At 60.7% G+C, this 18,224-nt stretch carries 14 protein-coding genes and 1 tRNA gene; 2 read left to right on the top strand and 13 right to left on the bottom strand.

Going from position 1 to position 18,224, the window contains the following annotated elements:
- Window positions 1-64: 64 nt before the first annotated feature.
- From AC24GY_RS15710 to AC24GY_RS15670, 9 genes are all read right to left on the bottom strand, one after another.
- Window positions 65-919 carry a hypothetical protein gene (locus AC24GY_RS15710; protein ID WP_487684837.1) on the bottom strand — a complete coding sequence of 285 codons (855 nt, stop codon included), beginning with the start codon at window positions 917-919 and terminating at the stop codon, window positions 65-67.
- A gap of 151 nt (window positions 920-1,070) precedes the next feature.
- Window positions 1,071-1,529 (bottom strand): VOC family protein, encoded by a 459-nt coding sequence (locus AC24GY_RS15705; RefSeq protein WP_487684834.1) that lies wholly within the window; start codon window positions 1,527-1,529, stop codon window positions 1,071-1,073.
- A gap of 82 nt (window positions 1,530-1,611) precedes the next feature.
- A complete protein-coding gene (locus AC24GY_RS15700; protein WP_487684831.1) occupies window positions 1,612-2,589 on the bottom strand; it encodes a helix-turn-helix transcriptional regulator in 978 nt (325 codons plus the stop codon).
- Entirely contained in the window at window positions 2,586-3,143 is a 558-nt protein-coding gene (locus tag AC24GY_RS15695; RefSeq protein ID WP_487684828.1) for an AlkZ-related protein, read from the bottom strand. Before AC24GY_RS15695 ends, AC24GY_RS15700 begins: the two co-directional genes overlap by 4 nt.
- Window positions 3,144-3,230: 87 nt before the next feature.
- Window positions 3,231-5,555 carry a hybrid sensor histidine kinase/response regulator gene (locus AC24GY_RS15690; RefSeq protein WP_487684825.1) on the bottom strand — a complete coding sequence of 775 codons (2,325 nt, stop codon included), beginning with the start codon at window positions 5,553-5,555 and terminating at the stop codon, window positions 3,231-3,233.
- Between the two features lie 117 nt (window positions 5,556-5,672).
- The gene (locus tag AC24GY_RS15685) at window positions 5,673-6,332 is read right to left on the bottom strand and encodes a Uma2 family endonuclease (protein ID WP_487684822.1); all 660 of its coding nucleotides are present in this window, start codon (window positions 6,330-6,332) and stop codon (window positions 5,673-5,675) included.
- 83 nt (window positions 6,333-6,415) lie between these two features.
- Window positions 6,416-8,110: an ABC transporter permease gene (locus AC24GY_RS15680; RefSeq protein ID WP_487684819.1), complete on the bottom strand. Its 1,695-nt coding sequence runs from the start codon at window positions 8,108-8,110 to the stop codon at window positions 6,416-6,418.
- Window positions 8,111-8,122: 12 nt separating this feature from the next.
- The gene (locus AC24GY_RS15675) at window positions 8,123-9,820 is read right to left on the bottom strand and encodes an ABC transporter substrate-binding protein (protein WP_487684816.1); all 1,698 of its coding nucleotides are present in this window, start codon (window positions 9,818-9,820) and stop codon (window positions 8,123-8,125) included.
- On the bottom strand, window positions 9,817-10,893 hold the full coding sequence (locus AC24GY_RS15670; protein ID WP_487684813.1) for an ABC transporter ATP-binding protein: 1,077 nt from the start codon (window positions 10,891-10,893) through the stop codon (window positions 9,817-9,819). The genes AC24GY_RS15675 and AC24GY_RS15670 overlap by 4 nt, the downstream gene beginning before the upstream one ends.
- Window positions 10,894-11,068: 175 nt before the next feature.
- Between AC24GY_RS15670 and AC24GY_RS15665 the strand changes: the two genes are divergently transcribed.
- Window positions 11,069-11,145: transfer RNA gene (locus tag AC24GY_RS15665), tRNA-Pro, on the top strand.
- Window positions 11,146-11,644: 499 nt separating this feature from the next.
- On the opposite strand, the gene AC24GY_RS15660 is transcribed toward AC24GY_RS15665, so the two are convergent.
- Both AC24GY_RS15660 and AC24GY_RS15655 read right to left on the bottom strand, forming a co-directional pair.
- A complete protein-coding gene (locus AC24GY_RS15660) occupies window positions 11,645-12,856 on the bottom strand; it encodes an MFS transporter (protein ID WP_487684810.1) in 1,212 nt (403 codons plus the stop codon).
- A 24-nt stretch (window positions 12,857-12,880) separates the two neighbouring features.
- Window positions 12,881-14,992: an alpha/beta hydrolase family protein gene (locus AC24GY_RS15655; RefSeq protein ID WP_487684807.1), complete on the bottom strand. Its 2,112-nt coding sequence runs from the start codon at window positions 14,990-14,992 to the stop codon at window positions 12,881-12,883.
- 46 nt (window positions 14,993-15,038) lie between these two features.
- Between AC24GY_RS15655 and AC24GY_RS15650 the strand changes: the two genes are divergently transcribed.
- Window positions 15,039-16,322, top strand: a complete 1,284-nt coding sequence (locus AC24GY_RS15650; RefSeq protein ID WP_487684805.1) for a Gfo/Idh/MocA family protein — start codon at window positions 15,039-15,041, stop codon at window positions 16,320-16,322.
- Window positions 16,323-17,132: 810 nt separating this feature from the next.
- On the opposite strand, the gene AC24GY_RS15645 is transcribed toward AC24GY_RS15650, so the two are convergent.
- Together AC24GY_RS15645 and AC24GY_RS15640 are read right to left on the bottom strand one after the other, a co-directional pair.
- Window positions 17,133-17,324, bottom strand: a complete 192-nt coding sequence (locus AC24GY_RS15645; protein WP_487684802.1) for a hypothetical protein — start codon at window positions 17,322-17,324, stop codon at window positions 17,133-17,135.
- A gap of 264 nt (window positions 17,325-17,588) precedes the next feature.
- Window positions 17,589-17,906 carry a hypothetical protein gene (locus AC24GY_RS15640; RefSeq protein WP_487684799.1) on the bottom strand — a complete coding sequence of 106 codons (318 nt, stop codon included), beginning with the start codon at window positions 17,904-17,906 and terminating at the stop codon, window positions 17,589-17,591.
- Window positions 17,907-18,224 lie beyond the last annotated feature (318 nt).

The following is an 18,224-nucleotide window of genomic DNA, read 5'->3' as shown; positions in this document are numbered from 1 at the left end:
ACTGCTCGGGGAAACGGATTGAGCGTTTCAAAATGAAACGCCATTGATGCAGCGGTAGGAAGGGTTAGAACAGCATGGGCTGATCATCGAGCTCAGCCGACTTGCTGCGTTTTTTGCGCGGTGCAGGCTCTTCAACTGGAGCAACGACAGCGACGTTTTCTGCGGGTGCTTCAGGAGCCGTAACTACGACCACTTCAGGGAGAGCTTCAGGAATATCGACAGCCTCTTCTTCTGTGGGCACTTCTGGAGCAGCGGCTGCTATCTCTTCAAGTGGTGCCTCATGGATCACTTCAGGTGCAGCCTCAGCCACCTCTTCAGGAACCTCTGATGGCAACATCTCAGGCTCTTCCACCACACTCAGAGACTCGACCACAACCTCAGCAGGCACCGTGACATTTTCCACGACCTCTGGCTCAATATGTGCCACACTTTCCTCACTGATAATCAAAGAGGAATCTGTTTTAATTACTTCCTCAGCAGGATGAACCGGAGCGGCGCTTTTCTTTACCTTGGGTGCCTTCACAGGCTTTGGCGCTAACGGTTCGTCCGTCACTTTTTCTGTCACGGCGGCTTTGCGCAGTCGGTGTCTGGCCACCCGTTTCGCGGTGAGAGCTTTGTTCTGCGCCACCGGGCTGTTGTGGCGTTTGAAGTTACGGAAGGAGAGTTTCTCATTCGTTTCAATAAGCCAGCCGGTTTTCTCCAAAGCTGCGGCGAAACCTTTGCGCCCCACGATCTTGTCGATGAATTCTTTGGTAACGCCGAGGTCGTTAGGTTCAATGCGGTTCAATTCCGCCCAGGACCACAAGCGCACCAGCTTCCCCACGACCGCGTCATCATCGAGACGCAACTGAGTGGCCAGGCTGCAAATCTCCGGTTTGTCCGGCGTGCAGATTTCGATTTTGATCCATGGGCGTCTCATACCTGCATTTCAAAGGTTAACCGCCCTCAGGTCAAGAAAACGTTATTAACGTTACATTGCCACAATGTGAACAACTCGTATGGACAGGGAGTTCCAGGCGCTGCTACTGCCGAGGGGCGAGCCCCCCGGCAGTGAGAAGAACACATTCAGCCTACTTGGCGCCGTCTTTCATGAACGCTTGCGCACGTTTGTTCAGTTCATCCGGCGGCACGTCTTCGAGGTGCTGGCTGAAGCTCCAGCGGTAGCCGAAGGGATCGCGGAGCATCGCGGTGCGTTTGCCCCAGAACTGATCTCGGGAAGGTGTCAGCGGGGACCCGCCAGCGGCGAGGGCGCGGGCGAAGGCTTGATCGCAGTCATCGACCTGGATCGTGAACACGCAGGGGGCCAGAGCGCCCTCCGGGATGGCGAAGGCGTGCCCTGGAGGAAACTCATCGGAGATGTAGATGTGCGTGGTGCCGATCATGAACTCGGCATGCGGCACGATGCCCGGGGCCGGGGAGAGTCGGAAGAACTCCACGGCACCGAAGGCCCGGGCGTAGAAGTCGAGTGCATCAGCGGCGCTTTTGCAGGTGAGGGAAAAGGAGACGGTGGGTTCGTTGGCTTGGCTCATGGGTGGTATTTCGGTGGGTTGTGAAGGCGGATCGCCATCTGTTGCGATCACGCCCGATTCATCGCACCGCCCCCTGACAACCTTATGTCAGGGGTGTTTTCACCCGTGACGATTTTTTCGGCTGATGATGCTCCGCAGTCGCGAGGGCCAGTTCGGCCACCTTCATCTGCAGAACTTCGGGAGAGAGAATCTGGGCATCGGTTCCCATGCTCAACAACCAGCGCGCCACGTAGTCGAAGCCGTCCGAGCGGAAGACAAAGCGGACGCGCACTTCGTTGCCTGTGGCTTCTTCCTCGATGATCGTCGGCCCCCAGAAGCGGCGGACACTTTCGATGAGCCTGTCCGGGACTTCGATGACGGCGAATTCACTGCGCTCCGGCATCATGCACTTGGCGATGTGCTGCGTGAGATTGAAATCTGGGTGCGGTGGGATCGGCTCAGGCAGCGTCTCGCAGCGGACGATGCGGTCCACGCGAAAGTCCCGCATGTCACCGCGCAACCGGCACCAGGCGATGAGGTGCCAGTGATCGAGGTAGAAGACCAGTCCCCGCGGCTCCACCAGACGCTCGGTGGGCTCACCGCGTGCTGCACCCAGGTAGTTGAGTCGCAGCACACAGCCCTCGGCCATGGCCCGCTGGACGGTGCTCAAAGGCACGCTGCCCTTGGTCGGAGACCGCCCTCCGATCACCATGGTTTTGCGCAGCCGATCCACGCGGCCTTGCAGGCCAGGAGGCAGGACGGCCGTCACCTTGCCCATGGCGGAGCGGATGGCATCGCGCATGGAGGCATCGGTCATGCGTTCGACCAGCAACCCTCCGGTGACGAAGGCAAAGGCTTCCTCAGGCGAGAACATCACAGGCGGCAGACAGTAGCCGCTCATCAAACTGTAGCCCACACCGGGCTCCCCCACGATGGGCACGCCACCTTCACCCAGTGCCGCGAGATCGCGGTAAACTGTGCGCTCCGTGATTTCGAAATGATCGGCCAACTGCGCAGCCGTAATGACCCGGCGCGATTGCAGCAGCATCACCATGGAGACGAGGCGGTCGGTGCGGTTCATGCCTCACCTCCGATGTCAGGATACTGCTCCGCAAAGGGCAGCCAGGTGTCGAGTTTCAGTTTCGGTGCGTTGGAGCGAGTGATGTTCAGCGTCACCTGCAGTTCCACCAGAGCACCGTCCACCTTGCTCTTGCTGATCGCACCTGAAGGAGACAACGCCTTGCGCAATTCCGCTGTGGTGTGCGGTTCACTGCGGATCAGCTCAAAGGCGCGACGGGCCAGCGGGCTGCATGTGGACACTGGGCGATGATGCGCTGGATAGTGGACGTCCCGCAGGTGCTCGATGCTCATCAGCATCGCGAGTCCTCCGGGCAGCTTGCCGTAGAAGATCTCATCGGGAAACTGCGCTGGCAGTTCATTCTTCCATGCCCACACCGCCTCCACTTTCGCACCCCATCCTGGCTGCCCCGGCTGTCTCCCGGGCAGATCCACCACATCCCACAGGCTGGGGAGGTCGGAGGTTTTCGAGCCAAAGATGAGGCAGGTCTTCGCTTTCAAGACGAAGGCGTAGGCTTGCTCGAAGGTTTTGATTTTGGCGGAGCGCTTCGGCTTCATGAGGGGCTGCAGTTACGCTGCGTCATACACTGATCCCCGAAACAGCGCCCCGAGTTTCTTTTCCAAAATGGCCCTCGTCCCGCCTTCTCAATTCGCCCGATGCTCGGCATGGCTCAGGGCATGCAGTGCGTGGCGGAGTTCGGTGAATCGAACCGGCTTGATGAGGTGCGCGACGAAGCCGGCTTCGCGGGACGCCTGGAGGTCTTCGTCCGTGCCGTAGCCGCTGAGGGCGATGCCCTGCAGGCCATGCTGCGTGTGCAGGATTCGCATGAGCTCGTGGCCGGTGCCATCCGGGAGGCCGAGGTCGGAGATGACGGCATCAAACTCTTTCTGGCGTGCCTGGGTCAGGGCCTCCGCCTTGGTGCCCACCCCCACCACGGAATGACCGCCGCGTGTGAGCAGGCGTGAGAGCACCTGCAGGCTCTGCTCATGGTCTTCCACGAGGAGCAGCCGCAGCGGAGCCTGGGCCACCTCGGCGTGCGCGCCGCCCGAGGCATCCGGCTCGGTGCCAGGAGACTCCTGGGCTGCGCCCGGCAGGCTCACGGTGAAGCGCGCTCCTTTACCCGGGCCTTCGCTATGGGCCTCCACCTTGCCAGCATGCAGAGTCACGATGGCACGGGTGATGGCGAGGCCGAGGCCGAGGCCTGGGGCGCGGGAGTCGCGGGGAGTGGTGGCCTGCTCAAAGGGCTCAAACATGCGTTCCTTCATGGCCGCATCGAACCCCCTGCCTTCGTCGTCAATCTCAATGCAGAGCGCGTCCCCTGTGTCGGGGCAGGAAGAAACATCGAGCGAACGAATGGTGACACAGGAGCCTGCGGGAGAAAACTTCACGGCGTTGCGCAGGATGTTCCAGAACACCTGCTGGAGGCGGGTGGAGTCTCCCTGCAGCTGAGGCTTCGCCGCGCGCAGTTCCAGGGCAAAACGAATGCTCCTCTCACGGGCTTCGTCCTGCACCATTTCCACCACATGCCTGAGCAGGGCGTGCACATTGCAGGGCTCGGTGCGCAGGGAGAGCTTGCCATGGGTGATGCGCGTGATGTCCAGAAGGTCGTCAATCAGGCGGGCCTCCAGCGCGATGTTGCGCTCGATCATGCGAAGCTGCTGGCGCACGTCTTCCGAAAGGGATTCGTCCTCCTTGAGCGCGCTTGCGGTCATGAGCACCGGAGTCAGAGGCGTGCGCAGTTCATGGGAAAGCTGGGCGATGAAGACGTCCTTGGCGGCGGAGGCTGCGCGGGCGGTGGTCTCGCTTTCCCGCAGGAGGGCCTCCGCTCTGCGGTTTTCCGTGACGTCAAAAGTGGCGCCGTCAAAGCGGAGCGGCCTGCCGTCCTCGGCATAGAACGGATGGCCGACGGCGCGGATCCATTTGATGCTGCCGTCCTGCGGGCTGACGGTGCGGTATTCGATTTCGAAACGCTGCTTGTTGGCAATGGATTCCTCGATCCCGAGGCGGGTTCTTTCGCGGTCCTCAGGATGCAGGATCGAGTAGAAGAGAGCGATGTCCACGCCTGCCTCCGGCGGCAGCCAGAAGTGTTCTTTCACAAGGCTGTCCCACTCCAGGGTGCCAAAGGGGAGATCGCAGAACCAGAAGCCGACTTCGGCGATGTCCTTGACGATTTCCATGCGCTGGGTGGTGCGGAGCAGGGCCTCCTCCGCTGCTCTGAGCTCCGTGGTGTCCTGCACAGTTCCCCTGAGGCCGAGGACTTTGCCATCCGCGCTGGTCACGCGTTCGCCGCGCGTGGTCACCCAGATTTTCTTGTCTCCGCAGCGTGCTTCCAGGTGCAGCCGGTAGCCTTTGCCCGTCCGGGCGGTGGTTTGCATGGCCTCGTTCAGCTGGTTCCAGGCCTCCTCGGAATAGAGGGTGCCGCGCTGCTCGCTGAAGGAAGGGAGGCGGTCTCCGGTGGGGTCGATGTTAAAGATGTGGTAAAGCTCCTCGGAGCCAATGATGGCATCCGTGCGTGCATCCCAGTACCAGCTCCCCAGATGAGAAAGCTGCTGGGCCTCGCGCATCAGGCGTGTCTGCTCCAGCAGGGAGCGCTCGCGTTGTTCACGCTCCCGGAGTTCCTGATCCACATGGGCGCGGGAGCGGTGAAGCATCTCGCCCAGGGCGATGATGGCCGTGGCCATGAAGACAAAGCCCGTGACCCCAACCGCCCAGGTGGAGGGCGTGATATCGGGCTGGTTCGGCGGGACAAACAGCCAGAGGGTCAGGAGGAAGCCGATCAAGGCGGCGGCGGCAGTGGCCCGCCAGCGGCAATAGCGGGCTGCGATGGCGATGCCAAAGATGAGAACGAGGAAGGGCAGGCGCTCCCCCAGCCAGGGGGTGAGAAGAGCTCTCACGACAACAGAGCCCAGCATGACAAGCAGGGCTTTGCCAAAAGACAGCAGTGAGGTCGTGATACGTGCGCGCGACATAAATCAGCAGCAGCAGCGAGCCTACCTTGAACCACCAGAGCAGCAACACGGAATGCTGCGGCAGTACTGGCAGGCGTGGTGCGGGTTCTGCCGAGTCAAGCGGCTAAAACGTCCGTCTCACGCGCCGGTCAAAATCTGCCGCTGCACCCGTAGGTTCTCACCTTCATCAAAGATCGCTCGCACAGGAATTTCAAACCCGGCGATGGCATCGCTGCTCAGCAATCCCTCGGTCTGCCGCTCTGTCGGAGGATAGACATCTCCCGCCAGACGGTACAGTTCCACGCTATCGGCAACGGGGTCAATGATCCAGTACTCCGCCACGCCATGCATCGCATAGTCCTGAAATTTGATGCCGCGATCTCGCTCTTCCGTGGAAGGAGAGAGAACTTCGATGATGAGATCAGGAATGGGAAACCTCAGCGTGTCCGGGCCGGTTAGACGAGCCTTGGTCAGGCCAAAAAAAGAGATGTCCGGCTCATAGTCATTGCGCGGAAAGCTACACATGGCTTTCTCGATGTGAACGACGCCGAGTTTTTTCACACGGACATAGGCGTTCATTACATCGTAGAGCTGCTTCGTGGCAAGCAGGTGACGGTTCAGGGCTGGGGAATGCATAATGACCTCTCCCTGGATGAACTCCCATTTGTGTTCAGGAGTGATGTCGGCATAAAATTTCTCTCGGAGCTTTTGCTCGCGAGCTAGAGCCTTTTGTCCCTCCTCCACCAGTTCAGGCAGGGCAGGACTGTCCAGCAGGGACTGTAGGATGGCAGAATTCATGCTGTACTATAACGTTAAGTCATGTCGAAAACATCGACTTTTTCCACGCTCGAACCCAGGCTTTGGATTCGTGTTTTGCCAACTCATCCCCGAAACAGCGCCCCGAGTTTCTTCCCCAAGATCACCCCGGCTCCAAGGATGGTCACGGCGAGGAAGATCATGGCCCATACGCCGAGCGCAGAGGCGAGATTCGGGCCGCTGCCGAGGGAGAGCACGAGGGAGTAGATCGCTTTGGTGATGGGGAAGTAGGCGGCTTGCTGTGCGAGGATCATGGAGTCGCTCACTTCCAGCATGGCAAAGGAGAAGGCGAGCAGGGCACCGGCCACGAGATTGGGTGCAACAAGGGGCAAGGTGATGCGCCAGAGCGCTTTCTCCGGGCGCGCGCCGAGGTTCTGCGCGGCTTCTTCCAGTGTGGGGCTGACCTGCTGAAAGCCGGCGGCGGCAGACCTCACCACGTAGGGAAGTCGGCGCACGGCATACGCGATGACGAGCAGCAGCAGCGGATCTTCACCGAGCATCAGCCAGTGGAAGGGCTGGCCCTCCCGCGTCATGGCCAGATAGCCAAAGGCCATCACAATGCCTGGCACGGCCAGCGGCAGCATTGCCATGGCATCAAGAAGCTGGCGGCCCCAGATGCGGGTGCGCACGGAGACGTAGGCCACGCCGATGCCGAGGACGAGCGCCACGAGCATCGCCAGCGTGGAGTATTTCAAGCTGTTGGTGATGGAGGAAAGCGTGAGCTCATGCCCCAGCGCATCGCGGTAATGCTCCAGCGTCAGCGAGTGCGGGATGACGGTACCATACCAGTCTTTGGAAAATGACAGCAGCACCACGCCGAGATGCGGCAGCACTGCCAGGAAGGTGACACCGGCAAAGAACGCAGTGCAGATCCAGCCGAGGCCCGCAGGCAGCGCGATGGTTTCACGCCCCGTGGTGGCACGGCCGCCGCCACCGGAATTCGCGCTGCCAAAGAAGAGCTTGCCCGTCAGGTAAAACAGCGTGCTAAAGACCAGCATCACTGCGACCAAGGCGTAGGGGAAGGGGTTCCCGCTGAGGTCATTGATGCTGCGGAAAATCTGCACGGCTGTTACGCGATCGTAGTCAAACAGCAGCGGCACGCCCATCTCGGTGAAGGACCACACAAACACGATGGTGCCACCCGCAAAGACACCGGGCATGATGAGCGGCAGCGTCACGCGCCAGAAGCGGCTCCAGGCATTGCAGCCCATGTTTGCCGCGGCTTCTTCGAGCGCGGGGTCCAGGTTTGAAAGCGCCGCCGCTGCATTGAGATAGATGATGGGGTACAGGTGCAGCACCTCCATGACGATGATGCCCAGCATGCGGTGCTGCCCAAGCCAGTCCGTCGGATGCAGAGCGTCCATGAAGCCGAGATTGATGAGCAGGCTGTTCAGCGCGCCCGCCTGACCCAGCATCGTCTTGATGCCGATGGCTCCCACAAACGGCGGCAGGATCATGGGCATGAGCACCAGCGAGTTCATCAGCGCACGTCCCGGAAAGGCAAAGCGCACGTAGCACACCGCCAGCGGCAGGGCCAGGCACAGAGAGCCCAGCGTCGTCCATACCGCGATGATGAACGAATTCCACAACCCGTCGCGATACAACTCATTGAGAAACACCTCGGACACATACTCCAGTGTGAACTGATGATCCGGCCCCCGAAACGCCGCCTCCAGCGCCGCCCAGATCGGGTAGGCAAAGAAGCACGCGAAGAACGCGGTCATGCCCAGAAAGATCAGCAGTGAGAGGGTTTTTGACATGGGGTTGAAGGATTACTCGCCGTTCCGCGCCATGCGGCCGGCCTTGATGTATTGATTGCGAAAGGCGTCTCCGAGTTCGCGCGCAAGGCGGGTTTCCTGCACCTTGTCACGGGCGGCCAGAATCTTGGCGATGTTACCGGTGGCGGCTTCGTATTTCACACGGGTGAGGTCTTCCAGCACCTTGATGGCGCGCTCCGGCATGCCATGATCAATGATGGTCTTCCATGCGGCATGGAGTTCATTGTGGGAGTCCACGCAGATGATGCGGACGATGAAGCGGATGGCATTGAAGGCTGCGGCGGTGCGCGCTGGGTGGTAGGTGAAGGCCTGGGCTTTTTCAAAGGGTGCCTCACGCCCATCGCTCATGCGGGCGATGTTGTCCGGCGTGTAGAAATCATGCCGCACGGGCAGGCGGCGCAGGGCGTGCTCCTTTGGGCCGCCGGGTTCGCCGACGCGGTAGCTCCACAGCTTCTGCCCCTGATCTCCGAGCACAAACTCGATGAATGCGGTGGCCAGCTCCGGCTCAGGAGCGCCGCGCAGCAGGCCGATGGGATCCACACTGACCGAGGTGCCGCCCAGCGGCGCGATGAAGCCCACGCGTGAGGTGCCATCAGCCTTGCGCACGTCCTCTTCCGCAGAGCGTCCGTAGAAGTCGATGCACATGCCCGCAGCGGCATCGCCCTTGGCGACTTCGAGCGGGATCTTGGTGGAAAAGTCGGTGAAGTAGCGTGCATTGGCGCTGATGCGCAGGATCAGGCGCAGCCCTTCATTCCAGCCTTCCGCCACGGCTTGCGCTTCGAGTTGATCTGGTGTGAGCTTCGACTTCGGCACTGCTTTGAGGCGATCATACGCGATCTGCATCTGCTGCTGGATGAGCATCTCGAGCGCCTTGGTCACCGAGCCGCTTTTGCCGGGATCGCTCAGGGCGATCTGGCCGTAGTAGCGCGGATCGGCCAGGTTGTCCCAGGCCACGGGATCGGTGGCGATGCCGATGCGGCGCAGCACATCGCGATTGAAGACCATGCCGCTGCTGGAAAGGCAGGTGCCGCACCAGCGGAATTGCGGATCGCGGAAGGGCTCGCCGCTGAGTTTCTCGGGAATGCCGGCATCGCTGAACCACTCGGGGTGCTTTTTCGCGAGACCACTGAGGCCGGTTTTTTCACCGTCACCCGCCACCAGCGTGCCCGCCCTCGCCTGCTGCTCGAAATCGTAGGCACCACCTCCAAAAAACACATCGATGCCGGTGCCGATGTTTGAGGCGAGGTAGGCTTTGCGTGCGGCATCTTCGGGTGCGGCCTTGGGGTTTAGGCAGGACTGCGCCACGGCGGGAGTCCAGATCTGATGCAGCTTGGACTGCCAGTAGTTTTGAAACGCCGCCGTGGCTTCGGACTTGATGAGCATCGCGATCTCCGAAGTGCCGCCGGGCACGCGCCAGTCGATGAAGATCGTTTCTCCTTTCGTGGCTTTCCACTGCCTGGCAAACGCATGCCCAAACTCCTCGCGGATGCGGTCATGGTGCGGGGAGATGATCACCAGCCGCCGGTCATAATGCGCTGGGGCGGTGCTCTGCGTGGGCTTCAGCAAAAACGGACCCGCCAGCGTGGCCAGCATGAGAAAAAAGACCGCGAGTTCCTTCCGCCACTGCTGAATCCATGCGAGCACGGCCCGGGTGCGCGGATGTGCCAGCAGAGTTGTGAGGCGCTCGTTCATTTGCGCAAAATCACAACATCACCCATCGCGGCCATCACACGCACTTCATCCTCGCCGGGCAGGCGAAGGTCCTGAGGGTTGGTCTCGCAGACTTTCAGCAAGGGGCCGCCAGTGACCTGAACAAGGTACTGCACCGTTGCTCCCAAATAGGTCGTATCGATGATGCGACCGGGGAAGCGGTTCGGGGAATCGAGCACGCTGCCAAACGTGAGCGCCTCGGGGCGCACGCTCATCATTACGGGCTGGCCGCTGGCGGGCTGCCAGGTGGCGTCGGTGCGGCCGCGCAGCACGCCGAAGGGAGTTTCCACATCGTAGAATCCTGCCCGGCTGCTTTCGCGAAGGGTGCGGCCTTCGACGAAGTTCGTTTCGCCGATGAACTCGGCCACCATGCGGGTCGCGGGATTGAGGTAGATCTCGGGAGCCGCCCCCACCTGGATCAGCTTGCCGGCATCCATGATGGCCATGCGGTCGGCCATGCTCAGGGCTTCATCGCGGTCATGCGTCACGTAGATGGCGGTGAGACCGTGCTGCTTGACGATGTGGCGGATCTCCGTGCGCATTTCCAGGCGCAGCTTGGCATCCAGATTGGACAGCGGTTCATCCAGCAGCAGGCACTTGGGGCGGATCACCAGCGCACGCGCCAGAGCCACGCGCTGCTGCTGCCCGCCGGAAAGCTGCTGGATCTTGCGGGAGCCGAGGCCGTCCAGCTTCACCTGCTCCAGCGCTTCCGAGACGCGGTGCTCGATCTCCCGGCGGGGGCGCTTTCGCTCCTCCAGCCCGAAGGCCACGTTTTGCGCCACGTTCAGGTGCGGCCACAGGGCATAGCTTTGAAACATCATGCCCGTGCCGCGCTTGTGGGCAGGCAGGCGGGTCACGTCCTCGTCATCAAACCAGATCTTGCCGGCATCCGGCGTGTAGAATCCGGCGATGTGGCGGAGCAGGGTGGTCTTGCCGCAGCCGCTGGGCCCCAGCAGGAAGAACAATTCCCCGGATTCGATCTGCAGGTTCACGCTGCTCAGCACGACACTGCCGCTGAATCGTTTGGTGAGTTCCTGAATTGTGATCGTGACCATGCGGGTAAGCTCAGGTTCTAATTGAGCGGCAGGGCAATGGCAAGCTTTGCAGACATTCTCACGAGAACTCAACATCGCAGTTGCAAAGCCTGCGGCTCTGTCCAAAATGCACGTCCTCTCGCCAACCGGCAGCCACCTCAAAACGGCTCCGCTGGAGAGAACGTCAAACCTAGGTCGGGCTGTAGTTCAGCCTGGTAGAACGCTTGCATGGGGTGCAAGAGGTCGTGAGTTCGAATCTCGCCAGCCCGACCACGGTTTACGTCTCAGCGCCACAACTGGCGCTTTGGAGCGCGGACTTCAGTCCGCAGCTCTCCGCCGGAGCGCCAAGTTCTTAACAGCGAATCATTCCCTTCAAGCCGAGGATCCTCTTGTCTGCGGCAGGGAAGATGGCCAGCAAGCCCGTAGCACTGCGATTGTTGAAGGACTCAAGCTAAAGCGGAGGTGTGCGTGTTTGCGGAGTGCTGCGGAATAAATTCCGCGCTCCGGCGATCCTGGTGCGTCAAGAAGACGCGGCTGTTTATCGGAGGCGAGGCATCTTAGGAGCGCGGAACTTTAGTCCGCAGTTCTCTGCCGGAGCAACAGGCTCTTAACGACGAACCATCCCCCTTAAAGCCGAGGACTCTCTTGTCTTTGGCTGAGCAATGTGGTCAGCGCGCTCGTAGCACTGCGATGCTGAAGGACTCAAGCTAAAACGGAGGTGTGCGTGTTTGCGGAGTGCTGCGGAATAAATTCCGCGCTCCGCCGTGCGCCGTCATGCTCCCTCAGGTGCTTTCTTCGGCTCTCTGAAAAAGAGCAGAAACACCACCAGCACCGTCACTGCGATCCATGCGGGAGTGGCCCAGATGGCGGACCAGTCGTGGGTGATGGCTCCTTTCGGCGCGGCCAGTTTGTGCTGATCCATGAAATACCCTGCAAGGTAGGTGCCGACGAGGGAGCCGAAACCCCAGAGGATGATGGCGATGAGGCCCTGTGCGGCGCCGCGAATGCGTTCGTTGGCTTCGCTGTCCACGTAGAGCTGTCCGGCGATGAAGAGGAAGTCGTAGCAGACGCCGTGCAGCAGGATGGCCCCGAAGATGAGTACGGTGCCGCTGCTGGCGGCACTGGCGCTGAGCATGAAGTAACGCACGGCCCAGGACAGGATGCCGAGGAAGATGGTCTTCTTGTAGCCGAGCTTTTTGAGCATCAGTGGCAGCAGCATCAGGAAGACGATGTCGGAGACCTGGGCCAGCGTCATCTTCTGCGCCATGTCCGCCCACTTCAACTGCGTGAGGTAGGTGCCCATGTTCACGAAGTAGAAATACAGCGGGATGCAGATGAGGAACATGCAGAGGATGAAGATGGCAAAGGTGGGCTTCTTGAGCAGCGCCAGCGCATCCAGGCCGAGGACTTCGCTCAGCGGCACGTTCTGGCCTTTCTTTCTCGGCGGGGTGTGCGGCAGCGTCAGGGCAAACAGGCCAAACACCAGCGAGGTGCCGCCGGCGAGGTAGTATTGCAGCGACGACTGCTCGCCCTTCAACTGGCTGAGCACCACGCCCCCGGCGATCCAACCCACGGCGGAGAAGATCTTCACGAAGGGGAAGTCTTTCTTCGCGTCTGCCAGATGGGTCATGGAGATGGAATTGCCCAGAGCCAGCGTGGGCGCATAGAGCGTGCAGTAGAGGATGAGCGTGGGATAGACGCTGCCAAAGGTTTTCAATTGCGGGACGTAGAACATCACCAGTCCACCTGCGATGCCGAGCACGGCGATGATTTTCTCCGAGGCAAAGAAGCGGTCGGCGATCAAGCCCACAATGAAGGGCGAGAGGATGGCACCCCATGCAAAGGCACCATAGGTCGCGCCGATCTCGGTGCCGGTGAAGTTCAGCGTGCCGAGGTAGCTGCCCAGCGTCATGTACCAACTGCTCCAGATGAAGTACTGGAGGAACATGAAGAGGGAGAGCTTGATCTTGAGGGAGGATTGCATGGTGTGCGCGTTGTGGGTAAAAATTCACTTCATGCCGTCGGCGGCGGACCAGGGCTCGATGAGCTGGAGGTTCTGCTTCTGAAGCGCCTGATAGCAGGCAGGTAAATCAAAAATCTGCAATACCTGCGGCAGCATGAAGGCCGTGGGCCATTGCTGATCTTCGTGAGACGCGAGATCATGGAAGGAGCTGAGCGCATGTTTCAGCGTGACCTGCTTCAAACCGGGGCTGAGCACTGCGGCCAAGGCGGCGGGCAGCGCGCCCCAGCCCTGACCGGCGAGGTGAATCTCCGTGTGCCCCGCTGCGGCAAGAAGCTGGATCACGCGCAGCACATCGAAGGCGCGCTGGCCCAGCAGCGGGCGGTCGAGCATCTGGCTGTAGGCCGCGTAGAAGTAGTGGCTGCCGTAGAGGCCAAGGAACTGGTTCGCGCCGCAGGTGTCGGGCTGGGAGTCGCCGATGCCGCGCACATCGCAGGCAAAGAATGCCGCATCCGGCGCGGCGGCGATGAGTTCCTGCACGAAGGGATCGCTGCGCAGTTCGACATCGGCCGAGCGGTGGGAGATGTAGAGCACGGCCTTGCTCTGCCCGCGTGGCAGGCGCGAGGTGAGGGCTTCGGCGCTCAGGCGCGTGAGCAGCGCGAAAATCATTGGCTCCGTCTCCACGGCATAAGTGCAGTAGCCCTTGGTGGGATACTTGCGTGAGCCCACGCTGCGCAGGATGCGGTAATCCGGAGGGGAATCGGTCAGCACAGGCAGCTTCAACACTTCACGCACAGCTTTCTGCAAAGCCTCACCGCTCAGTGGCTTGCGATTGGCAGCCAGATCGTCCGCCTTCTCACGCGTGAAGCTCATCAGCGTGCGCGAGCCGGACTCGGCTACCTGTCCCTTGGGCGTGCAGAGCAGGTCTGCGTCTTTTTCGAGGGTGATCGCGGGCTCGGCGGCTGCGGCGGGGATGCCGGTGGCGTTGCCAAAGAAGCGATACATCGCCTCCCGATTGGACTGCGTGTAGCCGTGTGGATCGGGCCCGATGTGGAGCTGGATGTTCTCCGGCTTGCCGAGCAAGGTGTAGAGTTTCTTCAGCCGCTCGTAGCTTTCCGTGGAGCCACGATTGTCGAAGAAGTCCTTTTCCTGCGCCAGAATGATGACCGGCTTGGGAGCCATGGCAGCGAGGAAGTCGCAATGATCGAGATCCTGGGCGAGCACACGTGGCGGGCACTGCTCCATATCCTGCGGCAGTTCGTTTTCGGCATCGCGGCGGAAGGTGGTGATGAAGCAGGAGGGCGCGCCCATGGTGAAGCGTGGCTCCAGCCCGCAGAGCCAGGTCGTCTGCGTGCCGCCACCGGAGTTGCCTGTGATGCCGAGATGCTGCGGGTCAACCTCCGGACGCGTGAGCAGATAGTCCAGCGCACGAATCCCATCCCACACGAACCAGGTGCCGAGAAATTCGCCGACGAGCGCCTGCGGTGCGCCCATCTGATTGTGCTCCGAGGTGCCACCGCCGAGGCGGGAGCCGAGCTTCTCATTCAAATACTGGAAGCGCTCGCCCTGGCCGACGGGATCAATGAGGAAGCAGACTTGTCCCTGCCGGGCGAGTCCCTGCGCAAAGCTTTGGTAAGCCTCCGCCGCCTTGCCATTGAGCGAGTGACCGCAGACGCCGATCACACCGGGCACCTTGCCTTTACTATTTGTGGGCAGGTAGAGATTTCCCGTGACCAGATAGCCGGGGCGGCTTTCAAAGACGATGTTCTCAATGCGGTAGCCATCGCGCTCCAGAGTCTTCGTGACCTTCGCATTGAGAGGTGTTTTTTTCGGCAGGGGGCCGAAGCACTGGCGGATACGCTCTTGAACGGACTTCACATAGGCCTCGGCATCCGCCTTGGTCTTCAAAGCTTCGCGGCGTGCATTGCCACGCTGCTCGGCGGCACGCACCTCGGCCACCAGCCACTCCTGCATCATGCGGGGGAAGCGGTTCAAGGCGGGGACGGCTGGTGCAGCGCCTGCCGCTGGAGCTTTGGCGGCGGTTTGAGCCGCTGCAGTGCCCGTGCTGCCGAAGAAGGACTGGAGCACTGGCAGGCTCATCAGGCCCAGGCCGGTGGTTTGCAGAAAGTCACGACGGCGGGGAAGGTGAGAGGTGTCCATGAGAGGTAGCTTGATGAATATCGGAACCAATGTGCGTTTCTTTCCCATGCACACGCCTGCTACTCCAAATCGTCGTCAATTTCTTAGCACCGCCGTTCCTTTCATTGTCTCCGCCGCCACGCTTGGCCGGGCGGGAGCCGTCTCTCCAAATGAGAAAATCAGGCTGGCCTGCATCGGTGTAGGCGGGCAGGGGACGAGCAACCTGCGGGCGCTGATGGCGGATGAACGCGTGCAGGTCGTCGCCATCTGTGATGTGGACTCCCAGCACGCCGCTGCTGCCGCGAAGCTGGCCGGACTGCCCGAAGGCGCGATCTTCAAAGACTTCCGCGAGGTTTTGGCCCGCAAGGATGTGGACGCCGTGATGAACGCCACGCCCGACCACTGGCACTCGAATGTGGCCATCGCCGCGGCGAAGGCGGGCAAGGATCTGTATTCAGAGAAGCCCCTCGGGGCCAGCATCGCCGAAGGCCGCGCCATCTGCCGGGCGGTGGAGGAAAACAAGCGCGTGCTCCAGTGCGGCACCTGGCGGCGCTCCGGCCTGAAGGTGCGCATGGCCTGCGAGCGCGTGCGCAATGGCTACATCGGCACACTGAAGGAAATCGAGATCGGCGTGCCGGGGAAGTTTGCCATCCGTGGCGGCTACACCGGCCTGGAGGCCACCGAGCCCGTGCCCGCCCACCTCGACTACGCCATGTGGCTCGGCCCGGCGGCGGAGAAGCCCTACACGGCGGCGCGCTGTCATTTCAATTTCCGCTGGATCGAGGAGTACGCCCCCGGCTACATCACCGACTGGGGTGCCCACTTCCTGGACGTGGCCCAATGGGGGGCCGGCATGGACGAAACCACCCCTACTGAAGTCAGTGCCACCGAGGTGAAGCGCCGTGACAAGGGCATCTACGATGCCGCCGAGAGCTTCCGCATCGAGTACCACTACGCCAACGGCCTGCGCGTCGTCATGACCAGCACGGACGACAAGACCAAGTGGGGCACCCGCTTCATCGGCAGTGAGGGCTGGATCTACACCGAGTCCGAAGTCCTCAAGGCCAGCGATGACAACATCCTACGCGCCAAGCTCAAGGACAGCGACGTGAAGCTCTACGAGTCCAAGAACCACCACCGAAACTTCATCGACGCCGTCTACTCCCGGGGCCGCACCGCCGCCACCGCCGAGATCGCCCAGCGCGCCGCCACCACCTGCCACATCGGTGCCATCTCCGCCGTGCTGAAGCGCCCGCTGAAGTTCGACCCCAAGGCCGAGCGTTTCGAAAATGACGATCAGGCCAATCAGATGCTCCTCCGGCCGATGCGCGAGGCGTGGAAGATCGCGTGAGGGCAGGGGCAAAGCGGCCCCGTGGCGTCACAGCGCGGGGCCTTCTCTGAATCAGCAGCCCAAGGCGGAATTACCGGCTTGGGCTTGAGGCTGTGAATAGACTTAATCGCCACATTAAGAAGGACATACCGAATATTAACACATATTAATTATGTGTTAGGCATGCAATGGATAAGAGACGGCTTTGGCCATGCCTGAGCGGCGCGTTGCCTCAGACCAGACAGGCCAGAGACCCGTCCGCCAGCGACAGCCAGGACGGCAATCCTCCAGGACGAAGTGGAGATTAGCCTCCTGGCCTGATTGCGCCCTGAGGCGTCCCGCCTCCAGCTTCTGAAAAAGGCGGCCTTCATGCCGACCCTCGGCTGTGGAACATTGGAGCAAGGCACTCACAACGCATCTTTCACCCCATGTAATCGACACATTTATAATTGTTTATGTTTATTTAACACATATTAATCATGTATTCGAAAAGGCTCGGAAAATGATAAAAGAGGGCTAGGTTGATCTCTGAAAAGGCGGGGCAGACAGCTTCAAACCCACCTTTCTCCCGGGATCGATGAACGCCCGCTCTGGAGGAGAGGGATCGTCCCGATCCCTCACGCTCTCACCGCACCCTGCGGGTGCGAACATCTCAAGCCTCTCCAAACTGGAGGCTCAAGATGCCCCCTCCGTGCAGAAAAAGGAAACGCCGCAGAGGGCTGCTTGCGTTGCCTGCTCTGCGGCGTTCCTTTGGCGGGTTGCCCATGGGGGATTTGGGCATGTGTCGGATCATGGAATTCGCCAGAAAGGCCCATGTCCGTGGAGGACTTGCTACTGGGCGTCGGTGTCTTTGGTTCCAGCCGGGAAGTCACGTTCATCGATCCTGACCACCCAGGGGGCGGCGAATTCGGCCACCAAAGAATCTTCCCGGTAGAACTTGAACCATTCACCCTCCTTCTCCCAGCGGTCCGCAGGGATGAAGGATGCGCCTCCGATATTGAGAATTACTTTGAAGTTTTTCATGGGACGTATTCTCCTAACACCCATGAAATCGAAGCCTGGGGAGCAAGTTAGCGGGCGAAAACTTACGAAAGGATTGAACAGATTCCAGACATCCCCTGATGCCAGCCTGCTCATTTAAACAAGTCTGCGAATGCTCCAACCTGACCTCACGGGGAGAGGCAGGTCGAAGGATCGCCAGAGGCAAAGGGACAGCCGATGCCCGCTGCTGAGGCTCCGTATCAGGCTGTGGCAGCGTTACATCACCCAAGCCGGTTTGGGAGAAGTTCATGCCATGGCTTCCCAGACGACGACTTCGAAACGAAAACATTCCACACCGAGCGCCTTGGACAGCCCCGGTGACACCCTCACGTTCAGGACCACGTTCGACTTCTCCAGAAGCAACTGACAGCGTTCGTTTTCAGAGATCGAAATCTTCGTTTGGGAGGGAATAAAATCCCCGCGAATCACCGGCGCTTCTCCCTTCGGATCAAAAATCACGGTTCCTTCCACCTTGTGAGAAGTGATCAAAATGGCTCTGGAGACAAAATGTCCGGCTTTGCGCAGTGATTCACGCAGTTTTTTGGTCAGGACTGAGTCGCTCATGAGTAGCTCAGGGTTCGGTAAGAAGTGGGCGCAGAATTCAAGCCTTTAAGCGTAGCAAGATTTTCACCAGCCCTCGGTGTTTTAAATGAATTTTTTAGTCACATGCGACTTGAATGTGGAGAATAGCCGTCCCGGCTGTCTCCGGGAGACAGCGCCTCTGACCTGTCCTTCCAGCCCACAGCTCCCGTTCGGTGTCAGAGCATTCACGCAACAAGCCAATACAGATAAGAACGCGGGAGCATCGTGGAGTGTGGTGGCAGAGAGGCAAGGCAGCTCCTTGCCTCGGCGACACCACCTTGGAACAGCGTAGGGGAGTTC

The sequence above is a fragment of the Prosthecobacter sp. Pr1 genome, from assembly GCF_057652315.1.
The sequence above is the reverse complement of the archived record's forward strand: the minus strand, read 5'-3'. Positions and strand labels throughout refer to the sequence as shown.

What these genes read in the sequence shown, in the direction of transcription:
- AC24GY_RS15710 (WP_487684837.1), bottom strand. Translation starts at nt 919, where the DNA reads ATGAGACGCCCATGGATCAAAATCGAAATCTGCACGCCGGACAAACCG.
- AC24GY_RS15705 (WP_487684834.1), bottom strand. Translation starts at nt 1,529, where the DNA reads ATGAGCCAAGCCAACGAACCCACCGTCTCCTTTTCCCTCACCTGCAAA.
- AC24GY_RS15700 (WP_487684831.1), bottom strand. Translation starts at nt 2,589, where the DNA reads ATGAACCGCACCGACCGCCTCGTCTCCATGGTGATGCTGCTGCAATCG.
- AC24GY_RS15695 (WP_487684828.1), bottom strand. Translation starts at nt 3,143, where the DNA reads ATGAAGCCGAAGCGCTCCGCCAAAATCAAAACCTTCGAGCAAGCCTAC.
- AC24GY_RS15690 (WP_487684825.1), bottom strand. Translation starts at nt 5,555, where the DNA reads ATGTCGCGCGCACGTATCACGACCTCACTGCTGTCTTTTGGCAAAGCC.
- AC24GY_RS15685 (WP_487684822.1), bottom strand. Translation starts at nt 6,332, where the DNA reads ATGAATTCTGCCATCCTACAGTCCCTGCTGGACAGTCCTGCCCTGCCT.
- AC24GY_RS15680 (WP_487684819.1), bottom strand. Translation starts at nt 8,110, where the DNA reads ATGTCAAAAACCCTCTCACTGCTGATCTTTCTGGGCATGACCGCGTTC.
- AC24GY_RS15675 (WP_487684816.1), bottom strand. Translation starts at nt 9,820, where the DNA reads ATGAACGAGCGCCTCACAACTCTGCTGGCACATCCGCGCACCCGGGCC.
- AC24GY_RS15670 (WP_487684813.1), bottom strand. Translation starts at nt 10,893, where the DNA reads ATGGTCACGATCACAATTCAGGAACTCACCAAACGATTCAGCGGCAGT.
- AC24GY_RS15660 (WP_487684810.1), bottom strand. Translation starts at nt 12,856, where the DNA reads ATGCAATCCTCCCTCAAGATCAAGCTCTCCCTCTTCATGTTCCTCCAG.
- AC24GY_RS15655 (WP_487684807.1), bottom strand. Translation starts at nt 14,992, where the DNA reads ATGGACACCTCTCACCTTCCCCGCCGTCGTGACTTTCTGCAAACCACC.
- AC24GY_RS15650 (WP_487684805.1), top strand. Translation starts at nt 15,039, where the DNA reads ATGCACACGCCTGCTACTCCAAATCGTCGTCAATTTCTTAGCACCGCC.
- AC24GY_RS15645 (WP_487684802.1), bottom strand. Translation starts at nt 17,324, where the DNA reads ATGAAAAACTTCAAAGTAATTCTCAATATCGGAGGCGCATCCTTCATC.
- AC24GY_RS15640 (WP_487684799.1), bottom strand. Translation starts at nt 17,906, where the DNA reads ATGAGCGACTCAGTCCTGACCAAAAAACTGCGTGAATCACTGCGCAAA.